The 15921-nt window shown below is 54.5% G+C and carries 14 protein-coding genes; 4 read left to right on the forward strand and 10 right to left on the reverse strand.

Annotated features, from left to right (window positions below; all coding sequences use genetic code 11):
- The first annotated feature begins 93 nt into the window (after positions 1-93).
- The 4 genes from xseA to IAE30_RS23510 all read left to right on the forward strand — a co-directional run bounded on the left by xseA (position 94) and on the right by IAE30_RS23510 (position 3139).
- Entirely contained in the window at positions 94-1467 is a 1374-nt protein-coding gene (xseA, locus tag IAE30_RS23495; protein WP_200538092.1) for an exodeoxyribonuclease VII large subunit, read from the forward strand.
- Positions 1468-1514: 47 nt separating this feature from the next.
- Complete coding sequence (locus IAE30_RS23500; protein ID WP_038645425.1) at positions 1515-2528, forward strand: M4 family metallopeptidase; 1014 nt, start codon at positions 1515-1517, stop codon at positions 2526-2528.
- A complete protein-coding gene (locus IAE30_RS23505; RefSeq protein ID WP_038645423.1) occupies positions 2525-2851 on the forward strand; it encodes a protealysin inhibitor emfourin in 327 nt (108 codons plus the stop codon). Before IAE30_RS23500 ends, IAE30_RS23505 begins: the two co-directional genes overlap by 4 nt.
- Before the next feature lie 105 nt (positions 2852-2956).
- The gene (locus IAE30_RS23510) at positions 2957-3139 is read left to right on the forward strand and encodes a general stress protein (RefSeq protein WP_045814915.1); all 183 of its coding nucleotides are present in this window, start codon (positions 2957-2959) and stop codon (positions 3137-3139) included.
- A gap of 88 nt (positions 3140-3227) precedes the next feature.
- Here the strand turns inward: IAE30_RS23510 and IAE30_RS23515 are convergent, their stop codons facing one another.
- From IAE30_RS23515 to ndk, 10 genes are all read right to left on the reverse strand, one after another.
- A complete protein-coding gene (locus tag IAE30_RS23515) occupies positions 3228-5666 on the reverse strand; it encodes a glucose/quinate/shikimate family membrane-bound PQQ-dependent dehydrogenase (protein WP_200538091.1) in 2439 nt (812 codons plus the stop codon).
- A gap of 420 nt (positions 5667-6086) precedes the next feature.
- Complete coding sequence (der, locus tag IAE30_RS23520) at positions 6087-7580, reverse strand: ribosome biogenesis GTPase Der (protein WP_034825679.1); 1494 nt, start codon at positions 7578-7580, stop codon at positions 6087-6089.
- Positions 7581-7757: 177 nt separating this feature from the next.
- Positions 7758-8939 (reverse strand): outer membrane protein assembly factor BamB, encoded by a 1182-nt coding sequence (bamB, locus tag IAE30_RS23525; RefSeq protein ID WP_038645419.1) that lies wholly within the window; start codon positions 8937-8939, stop codon positions 7758-7760.
- Between the two features lie 19 nt (positions 8940-8958).
- Positions 8959-9576, reverse strand: a complete 618-nt coding sequence (locus IAE30_RS23530; RefSeq protein ID WP_045814917.1) for a YfgM family protein — start codon at positions 9574-9576, stop codon at positions 8959-8961.
- Between the two features lie 39 nt (positions 9577-9615).
- Positions 9616-10890 (reverse strand): histidine--tRNA ligase, encoded by a 1275-nt coding sequence (gene hisS / locus IAE30_RS23535; RefSeq protein WP_038645415.1) that lies wholly within the window; start codon positions 10888-10890, stop codon positions 9616-9618.
- A gap of 106 nt (positions 10891-10996) precedes the next feature.
- Entirely contained in the window at positions 10997-12118 is a 1122-nt protein-coding gene (gene ispG / locus IAE30_RS23540) for a flavodoxin-dependent (E)-4-hydroxy-3-methylbut-2-enyl-diphosphate synthase (RefSeq protein ID WP_034825671.1), read from the reverse strand.
- Positions 12119-12156: 38 nt separating this feature from the next.
- Positions 12157-13173 (reverse strand): cytoskeleton protein RodZ, encoded by a 1017-nt coding sequence (rodZ, locus tag IAE30_RS23545; protein ID WP_045814918.1) that lies wholly within the window; start codon positions 13171-13173, stop codon positions 12157-12159.
- Positions 13163-13897: a type IV pilus biogenesis/stability protein PilW gene (pilW, locus tag IAE30_RS23550; RefSeq protein ID WP_045814919.1), complete on the reverse strand. Its 735-nt coding sequence runs from the start codon at positions 13895-13897 to the stop codon at positions 13163-13165. Before pilW ends, rodZ begins: the two co-directional genes overlap by 11 nt.
- 76 nt (positions 13898-13973) lie before the next feature.
- Positions 13974-15143 carry a bifunctional tRNA (adenosine(37)-C2)-methyltransferase TrmG/ribosomal RNA large subunit methyltransferase RlmN gene (locus IAE30_RS23555; RefSeq protein ID WP_038645409.1) on the reverse strand — a complete coding sequence of 390 codons (1170 nt, stop codon included), beginning with the start codon at positions 15141-15143 and terminating at the stop codon, positions 13974-13976.
- A gap of 187 nt (positions 15144-15330) precedes the next feature.
- Positions 15331-15762: a nucleoside-diphosphate kinase gene (gene ndk / locus IAE30_RS23560; protein ID WP_007884899.1), complete on the reverse strand. Its 432-nt coding sequence runs from the start codon at positions 15760-15762 to the stop codon at positions 15331-15333.
- Positions 15763-15921: the final 159 nt, after the last annotated feature.

A 15921-nucleotide genomic window follows, 5' to 3' on the forward strand; every position in this document is an offset into this window, starting at 1 on the left:
TCCAGTGTTTTTTAGGAAAAAGTCTTGATCCTTCGGGTGAGCAATGTAGTATCGGTTGATTAACCCTCTGATTTAAAATTTGATCTACATCACATGTCGCTACCGCCAACCGCCAATATTTTTACTGTCAGCCGCCTGAATACCACGGTGCGCCAACTGCTGGAAAATGAGATGGGCCTGGTGTGGCTCAGTGCTGAAATCTCAAATTTTAGCCAGCCCTCTTCCGGTCACTGGTACTTCACCTTGAAGGATGATGGCGCACAAGTTCGCTGCGCGATGTTCCGCAACAGCAACCGCCGCGTCACCTTCCGTCCCCAGCATGGTCAGCAGGTTTTGGTGCGCGCCAGCATTACGCTGTATGAACCGCGTGGCGACTATCAACTGATTATCGAAAGCATGCATCCAGCGGGTGAAGGCTTGTTGCAGCAGCAGTTCGAACAGCTAAAAGCGCGTTTGGCAGCAGAAGGGTTGTTCGATCAGCAGTTCAAACAGCCGCTGCCCGATCCGGCACGTCAGGTTGGCGTCATCACCTCCGCGACCGGCGCAGCGCTGCATGACGTGCTGCGCGTGCTGCATCGCCGCGATCCGTCGCTGCCCGTGATTATCTATCCCACGCCAGTGCAAGGTGTCGATGCACCCGCAGCCATCGTACGTGCCATTGAACTGGCGAACCAGCGTGATGAGTGTGACGTGCTGATTGTCGGCCGTGGCGGCGGCTCGCTGGAGGATTTGTGGAGTTTTAACGATGAGCGCGTGGCGCGTGCTATTTTTGCCAGCCGCCTGCCGATCGTCAGTGCCGTCGGCCATGAAACGGACGTCACCATCGCCGACTTTGTCGCCGATCTGCGCGCCCCTACCCCATCTGCGGCGGCAGAAGTCGTGAGCCGCAATCAGATCGAACTGCTGCGCCGTTTGCAGTCACAGCAGCAGCGTATGGAAATGGCAATGGATTTCTATATTGCAGAGCAGCAACGCCGTTTTACCCGCATACAACATCGTTTGCAGCAGCAGCACCCACAGTTGCGTCTGGCACGCCAGCAAACCACACTGTTCCAGCTGCAACGCCGCCTCGGCGAGGCAATGGATCAGCGCCTGCGCGTGGCTAATCGCCAGCAGGATCGTATGTTACAGCGCCTCAATAATCAGCAGCCGCAGGGCCGCATCCTGCGTGCACAGCAGCAGATGCAGCAATGGCAGTATCGCCTGCAACAGGGCATGGAGAAGCAGCTGAATCACAATCGTCAGCGCTTTGGTAATCTGGCCGCGCAACTGGAGGGCGTCAGTCCGCTCGCCACACTGGCTCGCGGGTTTAGCGTGACCACGGATACGCAAGGCCAACTGGTGAAGAAAACCCAGCAATTGCATAAAGGTGATTTACTGCGCACCCGCCTCGATGACGGCTGGGTGGAAAGCCAGGTGACCGCACTTGAACCGCAGAAATCACGCCCCCGTAAAGCACGCTCCTAGCTGAAAAACTATACTTCTGGCATGTTCCCTCACGGCCAGGAGTTAATATGACCTACAGCGTTATTCCTCCGTATATTCTTCGCAATATTATTGACCATTGTTCGGGTGCGCCGCAGGAGTCTGCTCGCCGCACCCTAACCCATGTTCAGCAACTGATGGCTGAACACAACCATAAAGCGGCCAGCGCGGCCACCTCACAGCCCGGCACCGTGCTGCGTGCCATCTATGATGCTGAAAATATGCAAAATCTGCCCGGCACCTTGATCCGCGATGAAGGCCAGCCGGGCAATGGCGATGTGGCGGCTGAAGAGGCCTGGAATTATCTCGGCATCACCTACGATTTCTACTGGCAAATCTTCAAGCGCAATTCACTGGATAACAAAGGCCTGAAGCTGGATGGCACCGTGCATTACGGCAAGGAGTATCAGAACGCCTTCTGGAACGGTCAGCAGATGGTGTTTGGTGACGGCGATGGCGAGATCTTTAATCGCTTCACCATTGCGCTGGATGTGGTGGCGCATGAACTCACCCATGGCGTGACGGAAAACGAAGCGGGACTGGTTTACTTCCAGCAGTCCGGTGCATTGAATGAATCGATGTCTGATGTGTTTGGCTCGTTGGTGAAGCAGTTCCACCTGCAGCAAACGGCCGATCAGGCTGACTGGTTGATTGGTGAGGGCTTGTTAGCCGCCGGCATTAAAGGTCGTGGGCTGCGCTCGATGTCCGCACCAGGCACGGCTTACGATGATCCGAAACTCGGCAAAGACCCGCAACCGGCGGATATGGATCATTACATAGAGACGCGTGATGACAACGGGGGTGTCCATCTCAATTCTGGCATTCCTAACCGTGCGTTTTACCTTGCCGCTAAAGCATTAGGCGGCTTTGCCTGGGAGCTGGCGGGTCATGCCTGGTATGACACTCTCTGCGACAAGACGCTGCCGCAGGATGCCGACTTCAGTACCTTTGCCCGTTTCACCATTGAACATGGTGGCAAGCGATTTAACCGCTCGGTGGCGGAAGCAATTCAATCCGCCTGGCAACAGGTAGGCGTAACGTGAATATTAAACTGACTGATGACGCCATTATCGAACTGGCGCGTGAAGGCGGCATTGCTTTTATCCCCAACCTGCGAGGCGAGCGCCGCTTTGCTCTGGCACAGCTGCCAGAACCGCAAAAACAGCGGGTGTGTAACGTGCTGGAGCAGGCATTACCGCTAGGTGAACCGGAAGATCAGGCGGCGAATCTGGGACGCGGAGATCAGCGTTATTTTCGTATTCAAATCACCTATGCCACCCATCATGAAGCGGGTTCCATCGTGATTTTGATTCCTGAAACCGCAGCCTCGCCTGAATTAGAGGCGCTTTGGCGCGACGGCCAGTGAAGAACTCGGAGATCTCCAAAGGCAACCTGTAACTTACTGACTATAATCATTAATGTGGCTAGCTAGTCCACGTCGAAGAAAACACCCTTAGATGAGGTCTCTGCTATGACACAAAAAAAGCAACGAGGTGGTGCCGGGAACTTTGCAGAGGACCCGGAGCGCGCCAGGGAAGCCGGCAGTGCTGGCGGCAAAGTCAGTGGGGGTAATTTCAGAAACGATCCTGAAAGAGCCAGGGAAGCTGGAAGAAAAGGAGGTCAAAAAAGCCGTCGCCCCTCCAAGCAGCAGTGAATAAGGTACCTTAAGGAGTGAAGTACGCCACGGAAGGTTAATAAAAAAAGGCCGACATCATGATGTCGGCCTTTCTTCTTACTGAGGCTTACTTGCTGTCTGGCAGCGCGTAAGCAATCACGTAATCACCACGGTCTGGTGACTGACGAGCGCCACCTGCGGAGATCAGGATGTACTGTTTGCCATTCTTCGGCGAAACATAGCTGATTGGGCCGCCCTGACTGCCGACTGGCAGGCGTGCTTTCCACACTTCTTTACCGGTTGAGCTATCGAAAGCGCGCAGATAGTAATCCTGCGTACCGGCGATGAACACCAGGCCACCCTGAGTTGCTAAGGTGCCACCCAGCGTTGGCATGCCGATTGGCATTTGTGCACGCATCTTAATACCGAATGGACCGGTATCCTGCACGGTACCGACTGGCACCTGCCATACGATCTGACGGGTTTTCATGTCGATGGCTGACAAGGTACCGAACGGCGGCGCCTGGCACGGAATGCCCAGCGGAGACATGAAGCGGTTTTTGTTAACAGCGTAAGGGGTGCCTTTCAGCGGAACGGCGCCCATACCCGTGTTGATCGCTTCACCGCCATTGCTGGCTGCATCTTTGCTGGTGTCCTGAGGAATCATCTGCACCCACAGGCCCAGACGCATGTCGTTGACGAACATGTACTGGTTGTTCGGGTCAAACGAGATGCTGCCCCAGTTCATACCACCCAGTGAACCTGGGAAGCTGAGTGACTTGTCAGTATCCGGAACGGTGAACAGGCCATCGTAACGCATGCCTTTGAAGGCAATACGGCACACCAGCTGATCGAACGGCGTTGCACCCCACATGTCAGACTCGGTCAGTTTCTGATTGCCAATGTTTGGCATTTCCACTGAGTGCGGCTGTGTTTTGGTGTACTGCTCGTTCGGGATGTGACCCTGCGGCATTGGCTGCTCTTCAACTTTCGTCAAAGGCTTGCCGGTCAGACGGTCCAACACCCAAATCATACCGGTTTTTGCACCGATAACGACGGCAGGCTTAGTGGTGCCATCCTTCATTGGGAAGTCGACCAGGCTCGGCTGCATTGGCAGGTCGAAGTCCCACAGATCGTTATGTACGGTCTGATAAACCCATTTTTGCTTACCGGTAGTCGCGTCCAGCGCCAGAATTGATGCGCCGTAGGTGTGATCCAGTTTGGTACGATTCGCACCCCACAGATCCACCGACGAGCTACCCATCGGCAGGAACACGGTGTTCATTGCCGGATCGTATGACATCGGTGCCCATGAGTTCGGGGTACTACGGGTGTAGTCTTTGCCCGGCATCAGGATGGCATTCGGGTCATCATTGCCTGGGTCAAACGCCCAACGCATCTGACCAGTAATGACGTCAAAGCCGCGCAGAACGCCACCAGGCATATCGGTCTGGACGTTATCTGCCACACGACCGCCAACCACCACGGTGGTACCGGCCAGCTGTGGTGCAGACGTCAACTGATACTGCGGATCGGGCGCTTTACCCAGACCTTTTTTCAGGTCAACCACACCGTGGTCGCCGAAGTTTTCACAGAACTCACCGTTGTCTGCATTGATAGCGATCAAACGCGCATCGATGGTGTTCATCAGAATACGACGCTGACAGGTATCACCTGCCGCCAGCACTGGCGCAAGAACCGGTGTTGAGCCCGGCTGGCTTGGCTGCTGTACCGGTTTGGTCGCATCGAAATACGCCAGACCACGGCAGCGGTTCCACACTTCAGCCTGTGCGTTGATTTCACGCTTCCAGATCTGCTTACCGGTATCCGCTGCCACCGCAATCACGTTGTTGTGTGGGGTGCAAAGGTACAGGGTGTTGCCCACCTGCAGCGGGGTTTCCTGATCTTCCGCGCCGTTACCGGTTGGGCTGATTGGGGTATCGCCAGTGTGGAAGGTCCAGGCAACCTGGAGATCTTTGACGTTGTCACGGGTGATCTGGTCGATCGCCGCAAAACGGTCACCTTCAGGCGTACGGCCGTAGCTGCTCCAGTCTTGCTGTGGCTTAGACTTGTCGACAGGAATCAGCGGCAGCTGTTTGCCGTCGAACGCGACGGTTGGGTGCGGCTGGAACATCTGCACGAAAGTGACCACCATGCCGACAGCGATGACCGCTGAGAGCACATAAGAAACTTTGGCCAGAGGGTTTTTGCCTTCGCGTTTACGCAGCGCTGGCCAGGTCAGGAAGGCCAGCAGCATCAGGCCCGCAGGTACCATCAGGCGTGAAACCAACTGCCAGAAATGGAAGCCCGCATCGAACAGCGCCCAAATCAGGGTGCCAACGAAGACCAGAATAAACAGGGTCACGGCGGATGATTTGCGGCGGAAGAACTGAATCGCCGACAGCAACATCACAATACCGGAAATGAGGAAGTACCAGCTGCCGCCCAGAGCGACCAACTTGCCACCGCCGATCGCGAAGAACAGACCGACAGCCAGCAGGACCAGCCCGAACAATACAGACCAGATACTCAACCCTTTGGAGGGACGAGCGGAATTTTCTGCCATAACAAAAACTCTCCTGAAAAAATAACGCGCTGGTGCCGGCTAACAGGCTGTAGCCGGTGACAATGCTCCTGCCAACGATGGGGGACAGGAACCAATCCGTTACGCTTTATTTTATATCTATTGGTACGGGTGCAATGCCCGTAATTCGGCGCTTGTGAGCAAGGACACATCGCAGGTGAGAGCGATTCTCGCTACAAGGCGGCAGGATTGTACCACCTGGTTCATTAGAAAGTGAACATCCATAACGAAGGAGTTACTGGGCAATAGCATTTTTGCTACAAAACCAGTCATAAGTTATTAATAAATATGAGGCTGAATCAAAGTGTAATTTTTGATGTTAAGAAGAAGTCAGAGTGGGATATATCGCTGGAATCGTGCGGTGGGGGCAAAAAAAAGGGCCCCATCAGGGCCCTCATCAGATTAACGCTTGTTCTTCTTCAGATGCGACATCAGTCGCTGGCGTTTGCGCTGCTGCGTCGGTGTCAGCAGGTTACGTTTGCCCGCGTACGGGTTGTCGCCTTCTTTAAACTGAATGCGAATCGGTGTACCCATTACGTTGAGTGAACGACGGAAGTAGTTCATCAGGTAACGTTTGTAGGAATCGGGCAGATCCTTCACCTGATTACCGTGAATCACCACGATCGGTGGGTTGTAACCACCAGCATGGGCATACTTCAGCTTCACGCGGCGACCACGCACCAGCGGCGGCTGATGGTCGTCAGAAGCCATAGTCATGATGCGCGTCAGCATAGCGGTGCCGACACGTTTGGTCGAACAGTCGTAAGCTTCGGTCACGGATTCGAACAGGTTACCTACGCCACTGCCGTGCAGCGCCGAGATAAAGTGAATGCGCGCGAAATCGATAAAGCCAAGACGGAAGTCCAGCATCTCTTTCACTTCATCACGCGCTTCCTGCGTCATGCCATCCCACTTGTTGACCACGATCACCAATGAACGACCGCTGTTCAGGATAAAGCCGAGCAATGAGAGATCCTGATCGGAAATGCCTTCACGTGCATCAATCACCAGCATCACCACGTTGGCATCTTCAATGGCCTGCAGCGTTTTGATGACAGAGAATTTCTCTACGGTTTCGGTGATTTTTCCGCGTTTACGCACACCAGCGGTATCAATCAACACATACTCGCGCTCGTCACGTTCCATTGGAATGTAGATGCTGTCACGCGTGGTGCCCGGCATGTCGAAGACCACGACGCGGTCTTCACCCAGGATGCGGTTAGTCAGCGTTGACTTGCCGACGTTAGGACGGCCAACGATAGCCAGTTTGATCGGCAATGTGGTCGGGTCGAAGTTTTCTTCTTCCTCTTCCGCCAGCGCCTTCTCGTCCTCTTCTTCTTCTAACGCGGCCCAATAAGCGGCGTTTTCTTCTTCTTCCGTCAACTCCACTTCTGGAACGGCTTCTTCCATCCATGGCAGCAACGCAGCTTCAAGCAGGTTGTTCACACCGCGACCGTGCGAAGCCGCAATCGGATGAATGTCACCCAAGCCCAGCGCATAGAAATCCAGCACGGCGGCATCAGGATCGAGACCGTCAGTTTTGTTCGCCACCAGGAAGGTGGCTTTTTCGCGCGAACGCAGGTGATTGGCGATCTGTTGATCGGCCGGCATCACACCCGCACGCGCATCCACCAGGAACAGCACCACATCCGCTTCTTCAATCGCCAGCAGCGATTGTTCTGCCATGCGGTTTTCGACGCCTTCCTCGGTGCCATCAATACCGCCGGTATCAATAACAATGAATTCGCGCCCTTCCACTTCGGCGCGACCATATTTGCGATCGCGAGTCAGTCCAGGAAAATCCGCTACCAGCGCATCACGAGTGCGCGTTAAGCGGTTAAATAGCGTAGATTTTCCCACATTGGGACGCCCAACCAGCGCGACCACAGGTACCATAACACTTGCCTCAGTTTTAAAAATAAATCGCCCGAATGGCGTGATTATAACGACATTTGCCAGAAGGCGTCAGGCTGAAGGCGCTAAGAATACCATGCCTGACTAAAAACGAAACGGCCCCTGACGAATCAGGAGCCGTATTAGCGAGCAGGAAGCCGGTTCCTGCAAAGCCTAATCTTAACGAGTGATGGCGTAAACTTCGCCGCCCTTCGCCTGGATCAGCAGCTTGTCACCCGCAACCACCGGGTCAGTCTGGAAGCCATCGCTGTCCAGTTTCTGCTGCGCAACAAAGCGCCCGTCCAGGGTGTTGATCCAGTGCACATAGCCTTCGCTATCGCCGACCACCAGATAACCGTTAAACAGCGCTGGTGAAGTCAGGTTGCGATGCAGCAGATCGCTCTGACGCCAGATGGCCACGCCACCGTCGGCATTGAGGGCAATCACACGGTCATCCTGATCGACCAGGTAAATACGACCCGCATCAACCACCATGTCTTTCACGCCGCCGATTTCGCGTTTCCACAGAATCTGGCCTGAACGCAGTTCCAGCGCGGTCAGATTGCCGTTGTAAGCCAGCGCGTAGATCACACCGTTAACCACAACTGGCGTCGTATCCACATCGCTCAGACGATCAATCTCTGTTGCGCCGCTTGGCTGCGAAATACGCTGCTGCCAAATCAACTGCCCCTGGTTCATGATCACTGCGCTCACGCGGCCATTGTCACCACCGACAATCGCACCACCGAATGCCACGGTCGGCGCAGATTCACCGCGCAGTGACAGCGCAGGCATATCGAGGTTCACGCTCCACTTGATCGCGCCAGTGCTCTGGTCCAGCCCCTGCAACATACCGTTGCTGGTGTGGATCAGCACCAGGCCATCGCTCACGACTGGACGCGACAACGCTTCACCGGCGACTTTCGTCTGCCAGGCGATGCTGCCATCGCTATTGTTCAGTGCAAAGACCTGGCCGCGCTCGCTGCCGATATAGATGCGATCGCTGGTAGCGGTGATGCCGCCAGAGAGAAGAGCTGAGATGTTTTTCGAGAAGAAGCCGGTTTTCTCAGAGAGATCGACTTTCCATTTCTCTTTACCGTTGCTGGCATCCAGGGCTTTTACTACGCCAAAGCGGTCGGCCGCATAGACGGTGCCGTCCTGCCAGGCCGGATGCAGATTGGAATAGAAATCGCCAACGCCATCACCCACAGAGGTGCTCCAGGCAGTCTGTGGCGTAAACTGGTTTTCCACTTTCGGCAGCGGAGCCATTTTTACTACATCTTCTTCGCCGCTGAACAGCGAGCAACCGCTGAGCAGAGTGACTGAAATCAGCCCTGGCAGCAGGTATTTACGTAATTCCATGTGCGCTCTCTTGACTGGCTTAACTTAAGTTATTCATCTTCATCTGCAGCATTTGCTTCAACGCAGGAGAGGCCTGCGATTCAGCACCTTTGCTCCAGGCATCACGTGCGCCCTGCTTGTCGCCTTTGCTCAGCAGTGCTTCGCCACGAATGTCCGCAATAATGGCTGTCCAGCCATCACCCTTAACATTGTTAAGGGTTGAAAGTGCGGCATCGGCCTGATTTTGCTGCAGTTGAATGCGCGCCAGACGCAGGTTAATCACCGCCTGCAGGTTGGCATCTTTGGTATCTTTCAGCCCGCTCTGAAGCAGCGTAATGGCTTTATCTAACTGATTCGCTTCAACGTACTGTTTCGCTAAATCGAGCGAAGCCAGTGCGCCATAAGTGTTGTTATTTTCATTGGCAAAGGCGGCAACCGCTTCCAGCGTTTGCGGCTTGTCCGCCTGCATCGCGGTGGTCAGTTGTTGATACTGTGCCGACGCAGCTTTATCCGCACCATCCTGATGACTGGTCCAGAAACGCCAGCCACCCAGTGCAGCAATGCCGATGATCACACCCACAGCCAGCGCTTTGCCGTTATTCGCAAAGAACTGACGCAGTGCGTCAACCTGTTCGTTTTCGTTGCTGTAAACTTCCACGCAATCCCTCTCCTTTAAATGGCTGTTGCAGTGCTGCGTTTACTGCAGCAGCGTGCGCAATGTCGCAGCGGCTTCGCTTTGGGCAACGGTTTGTTGATCGCCAGTGCTCAGGTTTTTAATCACCACCTGGCCCGCTTTCACTTCGTCTTCGCCCAGCACCAGCGCAATGCGTGCGCCCCACTTGTCTGCACGGCCAAACTGCTTCTTGAAGTTACCACCACCGAAGTTGGTCATCAGCTTCAGTGCCGGATCTGCATCACGCAGTTTTTCCGCCAGTTGCATCGCGGCGGACTGGACGCCCTGCCCCGAAGCGATAACATAGACATCAACAATGCGCGTCGGTTCAAATTCTGGATTAACCGCTTGAACCAGCAATACCAAACGCTCAAGACCCATGGCAAAACCGACCGCTGGCGTAGCGCGACCACCCAGCTGTTCAACCAGACCATCGTAGCGTCCACCGGCACAGACGGTGCCCTGTGAACCTAAGCTGTTGGTCACCCACTCGAACACGGTGCGGTTGTAGTAATCGAGGCCACGCACCAGACGCTGGTTCACGGTGTAAGCAATACCCGCGTCATTCAGCAGGCTGCACAGCCCGTCGAAGTGCGCGCGTGAGTCTTCATCGAGATATTCATTCAGCGTCGGCGCATCGTTCAGCAACAGCTGGATGTCAGGATTTTTGCTGTCGAGTACACGCAACGGATTGCTATACATACGACGTTTGCAATCTTCATCCAGTTTGTCTTTATGCTGCTCAAGGAAGGCCACCAGCGCATCGCGGTAGTTTGCGCGTGCTTCCAGTGAACCAATAGAGTTGAGTTCGAGACTCACGTGTTCAGCGATACCTAACGCTTTCCACCAGCGCGCGGTCATCATAATCAGTTCAGCATCGATGTCCGGGCCTTGCAGACCAAACACTTCCGCACCAATCTGATGGAACTGGCGGTAACGGCCTTTCTGCGGACGCTCATAGCGGAACATCGGACCGATGTACCACAGACGCTGTTCCTGATTGTACAGCAGACCATGCTCAATACCGGCGCGCACACAGCCTGCCGTGCCTTCCGGACGCAGGGTCAGACTTTCACCGTTGCGGTCGTCAAAGGTGTACATCTCTTTTTCAACCACATCGGTGACTTCACCGATAGCGCGTTTAAACAGCGGGGTCTGCTCTACAATCGGCAAACGGATTTCACTAAAGCCATAACTGGCCAGCACCTGCTTCAGGGTGCCCTCAATACGCTGCCAAATCGCGGTGTCCGCCGGCAGGTAGTCGTTCATCCCACGGATCGCTTGAATATTCTTCGCCACGTTAGAATCTCTTAATACAAAAAAACCTGTCCGGCATCATACCTTATGAGGATGAAACCGCACAGGTTCAATCACAAACTGGCGCGCGGCGGGCGCGCACCGTCCTTTATTTTTCCAGCTGCTGCACGTTAATGCGGCGGCTTTCATCCAGCATGCTGGCCTTGGCACGAATACGTGCTTCCAGCTGGTCGATCATGTTGTCGTTATCGAGGCGATCGCGCTGGCGCACGCCGTCTTCATAGAAACCACTTTTGCGGCTGCCGCCGGTCACGCCCATGGTCGAAACCGTAGCTTCGCCAGGACCGTTCACCACACAACCAATAATCGAGATATCCATTGGCGTGATGATGTCTTCGAGACGTTCTTCCAGCGCATTCACCGTGCCGATCACATCAAATTCCTGACGTGAACAGGTTGGGCAGGCAATAAAGTTAATGCCGCGAGAGCGAATGCGCAGCGATTTCAGAATGTCGTAACCGACCTTGACTTCTTCCACCGGATCCGCCGCCAAAGAGATGCGCAGCGTATCGCCGATCCCTTCCGCCAGCAGCAAGCCCAGGCCGATCGCTGATTTTACTGAACCGGCGCGCGCGCCACCCGCTTCGGTAATACCGAGATGCAGTGGCTGATCGATAGCTTTTGCCAGCAGACGATAGGATTCAACGGCAAGGAATACGTCAGAGGCTTTTACACTCACTTTGAACTGATCAAAGTTGAGGCGATCAAGGTGATCAACATGGCGCATCGCGGATTCGAGCAGCGCCTGTGGCGTTGGCTCACCGTATTTTTCCTGCAGATCTTTTTCCAGTGAACCGGCATTCACGCCGATACGAATAGGAATGTTGTAATGGCGGGCACAATCCACTACCTGGCGGATACGCTCATTGTTACCGATATTGCCGGGGTTGATGCGCAGGCAATCGACGCCATATTCGGCGACTTTCAGTGCGATACGATAGTCAAAATGAATGTCCGCCACCAGCGGCACATTGACCTGTTGCTTAATCAGTTTGAACGCTTCCGCCGCATCCATGGTTGGAACAGAGACGCGCACGATATCGACACCGACACGCTCAAGCTGGCGAATCTGGTTAACCGTGGCGTCCACATCCGTGGTGCGGGTGTTGGTCATTGACTGAACGGCAATGGGCGCGCCATCACCAACCGGCACCTTGCCGACGTAAATCCGTGTTGATTTGCGACGGATAATGGGTGCTTCGTTATGCATATTCTCTCTCCACAATTACCCGGAAAGCGCGCTGCGCGTTATTGCGCACCCAGCGTCAGACGGGCAACCTGGTTATTACGGATAAAACGACTTAAATCAACGGGCTGATTCTGATATTGCACGTCAACCGCACTCGGTGCGCCAATTTTCAGACGATACGGAGCCGTTCCGGACAAGCTGAGCTTACCGCCGCTACGTTGCAATCCGCTGAACAGCTTCTTGCCAGTGGCGTCGGTGACTTCCAGCCAGCAATCGGCTTTGAAATTCATCACAACCGCATTTGGGTCGCCCGCAGGCTGACTGACCGCCGCGTTGCTGGTCGGCATTTGGCCGGCCGGAACACTGTTGGCAGGTGCCGGAGAGGTGGCCGCTGGCGGTGCGTTATCGATCGGTGCCTGGCTCGGTGAAACCACGGCGTTATCGCTGCTGGTCGCAGGCGCAGTGGTGTTGGCTGCCGAAGCCGCGTTGTTGCTGGTACTCGGTGTCGCAACCGCACCGGCACCGTTATCCACCGGCGTACCCGCGGCATTGGTATCACTGTCAGTCGCGCTGTCAGTGCTGTTTTCACCCAGCGGAATAGACTGACTGTTATCGTTGCTGCTGCCATTCTGGTCAGCCATTGAGACCAGATCGGCCTGCGAGGCTTTATGATTTTGCCACCACCACGCGCCGGTCAGACCGATGACGACAAAAATCACCAACCAGGTGAAAATCATCAACCAGCCATCACGCTTTTTACGGCGCTTACCTAACGAGAAGCTCTGCATTGGCTCAATTTTGGCCGCGCGCACGGGAGCCTGCTTCGCCATCATCGGCAACAGGTCATCTTCCGGCACATGCACCAGACGAGCATAAGAACGAATGTAACCGCGCAAGAACGTCGAAGCTAAATCAGCTGGCGACTTATCTTCTTCAATGTCTCGTACGGTAGAAAGTTTCAGGCACAGGCGTTCAGCGACATTTTGCTGAGTCAGCCCCATCTGCTCACGGGCCAGACGCAGGCGTTCACCTGTGGAATGTACTGCAGAATTCTCTTGAGTGGCTTCAGTATTCATTAGCTAAATAACGCTGGTACTGTATCGATTGTGGAAAACTTCGCGCCAACCGGTCGCCATAACGTGTAACGTCAGCAGCGTTTCCCTGTTGCGCGGCGAAACGTATTTGTAACCACTGGCTCTCTGCCGTTGCGGGCAAACGCTGGTGGTACACTTCTAATAGCAGCGGAACCGCCATGCGATCCTGCTGTTCAAGCCGCCTTTCCACTTCCAAAAGCAGTTGACTGCCCTGCTCCGGTGCGGCAATCAGCGCGTTGCTCAAAGACTCGCGCGCTGAGGCACTCTCTCCAGCCTGCAGGTAACAATAGCCCGAAAACAGAAATGCATCCTGACGAGCTTCGATTTCCTGTGCAGCCATCGCCAGCTTAAACTGTTGATGCGCTTCGCCATACTGCCTTAAACCGCAAAGAAACGCACCGTAATTGTTAGCGATGTAGCCATTCGCTGGCGCTAACTGCTGGGCGCGTTGGTAGTGCCAATGGGTCTGCGCGCTATTCTGCTGCGCCTGTGCCAGCCGTGCAAGCGCCAACGGCACACGATAATCTCGCGGTGCTGCCCGCTCAGCACGTAATAAATTACGCTGTGCTGCAGCAAAATCTTTCACTGCCAGGTAGTGCAACCCTAGCTGTAGCCTGATATCTGCAGCACCTTGCTGAACCGGCGGGTTGACACAACCGGTTACAACAAAGCCCGCCAACACTACTGCCGATAATCCTTTGTGCATTTCAGTCTCTCCCTCTGACATCGAGCGGAGAGACTGGCATGGCTTACGCCTGGTGGGTATCACCAGGCACTGTGTTTCAGAGCGCCTTCACAGAGATGGCTTCACCGGCCATCTTCTTACGCAAGGTGCGCTTGGTACGGTCGATAACATCACCCGCTAACTGACCACAAGCCGCATCAATATCATCGCCACGCGTTTTACGCACAATGGTGGTAAAACCGTAATCCATCAGCACTTTGGAGAAGCGATCGATACGGCTATTTGAGCTACGGCCATAAGGCGCGCCTGGGAACGGGTTCCATGGAATCAGGTTAATTTTGCACGGCGTCTCTTTCAGCAGTGCAGCCAGCTCGTGCGCATTGTCGGTGCTGTCATTGATGTGATCCAGCATCACATACTCAATGGTCACGCGGCCCTGATTGGCGTTTGACTTGCCGATGTAACGTTTAACCGCACCGAGGAAAGTTTCGATGTTGTACTTTTTGTTGATCGGCACAATTTCGTCACGGATAGCATCGTTTGGCGCATGCAGTGAAATCGCCAGCGCCACGTCGATCATATCGCCCAGTTTATCCAGCGCCGGCACGACACCCGAGGTTGACAGCGTCACGCGACGTTTAGACAAACCAAAACCGAAGTCGTCCAGCATGATGTCCATCGCTGGTACCACGTTGTTGAGGTTGAGCAATGGCTCGCCCATGCCCATCATCACCACGTTGGTGATCGGACGCTGGCCGGTAATTTTCGCCGCGCCGATAATTTTCGCCGCGCGCCATACCTGACCAATGATTTCGGAAACGCGCAGGTTACGGTTGAAGCCCTGCTGCGCAGTCGAACAGAATTTGCACTCCAGCGCACAGCCTACCTGTGAGGAGACGCACAGTGTTGCACGGTCAGCTTCCGGGATATACACGGTTTCGACCAGCTGATCGCCCACGCGAATCGCCCACTTGATGGTGCCATCGCTGGAACGCATCTCTTCCGCCACTTCCGGCGCACGGATTTCAGCGCGTTGCATCAATTTGCCACGCAGCACTTTGTTGATGTCAGTCATCTGCTCGAAATCATCGCAGCAGTAGTGGTACATCCACTTCATGACCTGATCGGCGCGGAACGGCTTTTCACCCATCTCTAAAAAGAATTCGCGCATCTGCTGACGGTTAAGATCCAGCAGGTTAATTTTTTCGTTTTTTGGGGAAACAACCACGGGGGAAGCGGACGACGGCGTCACAATCTGTTCGGACATAATGTTCTCTGGCCTCGTTGTTACACGTTACGGCTCTGGTTAAGAATAGGAAAAAAACAGCGCCCTCGCTGAGACAGGCTCAACAAGGGCGCATTATTGTACTACATCTGCTGCATGATGCCAGGGGAACGACTTTACCGATGTTGAAAAGGTGTAAAGACGTTTATCCGCATCGGCAGCAACGCACTTAGCGAGTGCGTGGGCAAACTTCGTTTTCAGCGAAGAAGTAAGCGATTTCGCGTGCAGCAGATTCAGCTGAGTCAGAACCGTGGGTCGCGTTCTCGGTGAAGCTGTCAGCGTAGTCAGCACGCAGAGTACCGGCCAGCGCGTTGTCTGGGTTGGTTGCACCCATCAGGTCACGGTGACGCTGAACGGCGTTTTCGCCTTCCAGAACAGAAACAACAACGGGACCAGAAGTCATGAACTCAACCAGACCATCGAAGAATGGACGGCCTTTGTGCTCAGCGTAGAAACCTTCAGCCTGCTCTTTGGTCAGGTGCAGCATTTTCGCGCCAACGATTTTGAAGCCTGCGCTTTCAAAACGGTTGTAGATAGCACCAATCACGTTCTTAGCGACGGCGTTTGGTTTAACGATTGAGAAAGTACGTTCGATTGCCATGATGACCTCTAGTTAGCATCCTGAAGAAACCGGGAACTCGCTCCCGGTAAGAAAACGCGCCGATTATAGGGACATCATCGGGCGTTGCCTATTGCCGATTGGTGGAATTATCGAAAATAATTGATTTTTGTCGGGGCGAACACGCACAGAATCTGGCAT

Source organism: Pantoea sp. S61 (assembly GCF_016625145.1).
GTDB classification, from domain to species: domain Bacteria; phylum Pseudomonadota; class Gammaproteobacteria; order Enterobacterales; family Enterobacteriaceae; genus Pantoea; species Pantoea rwandensis_B.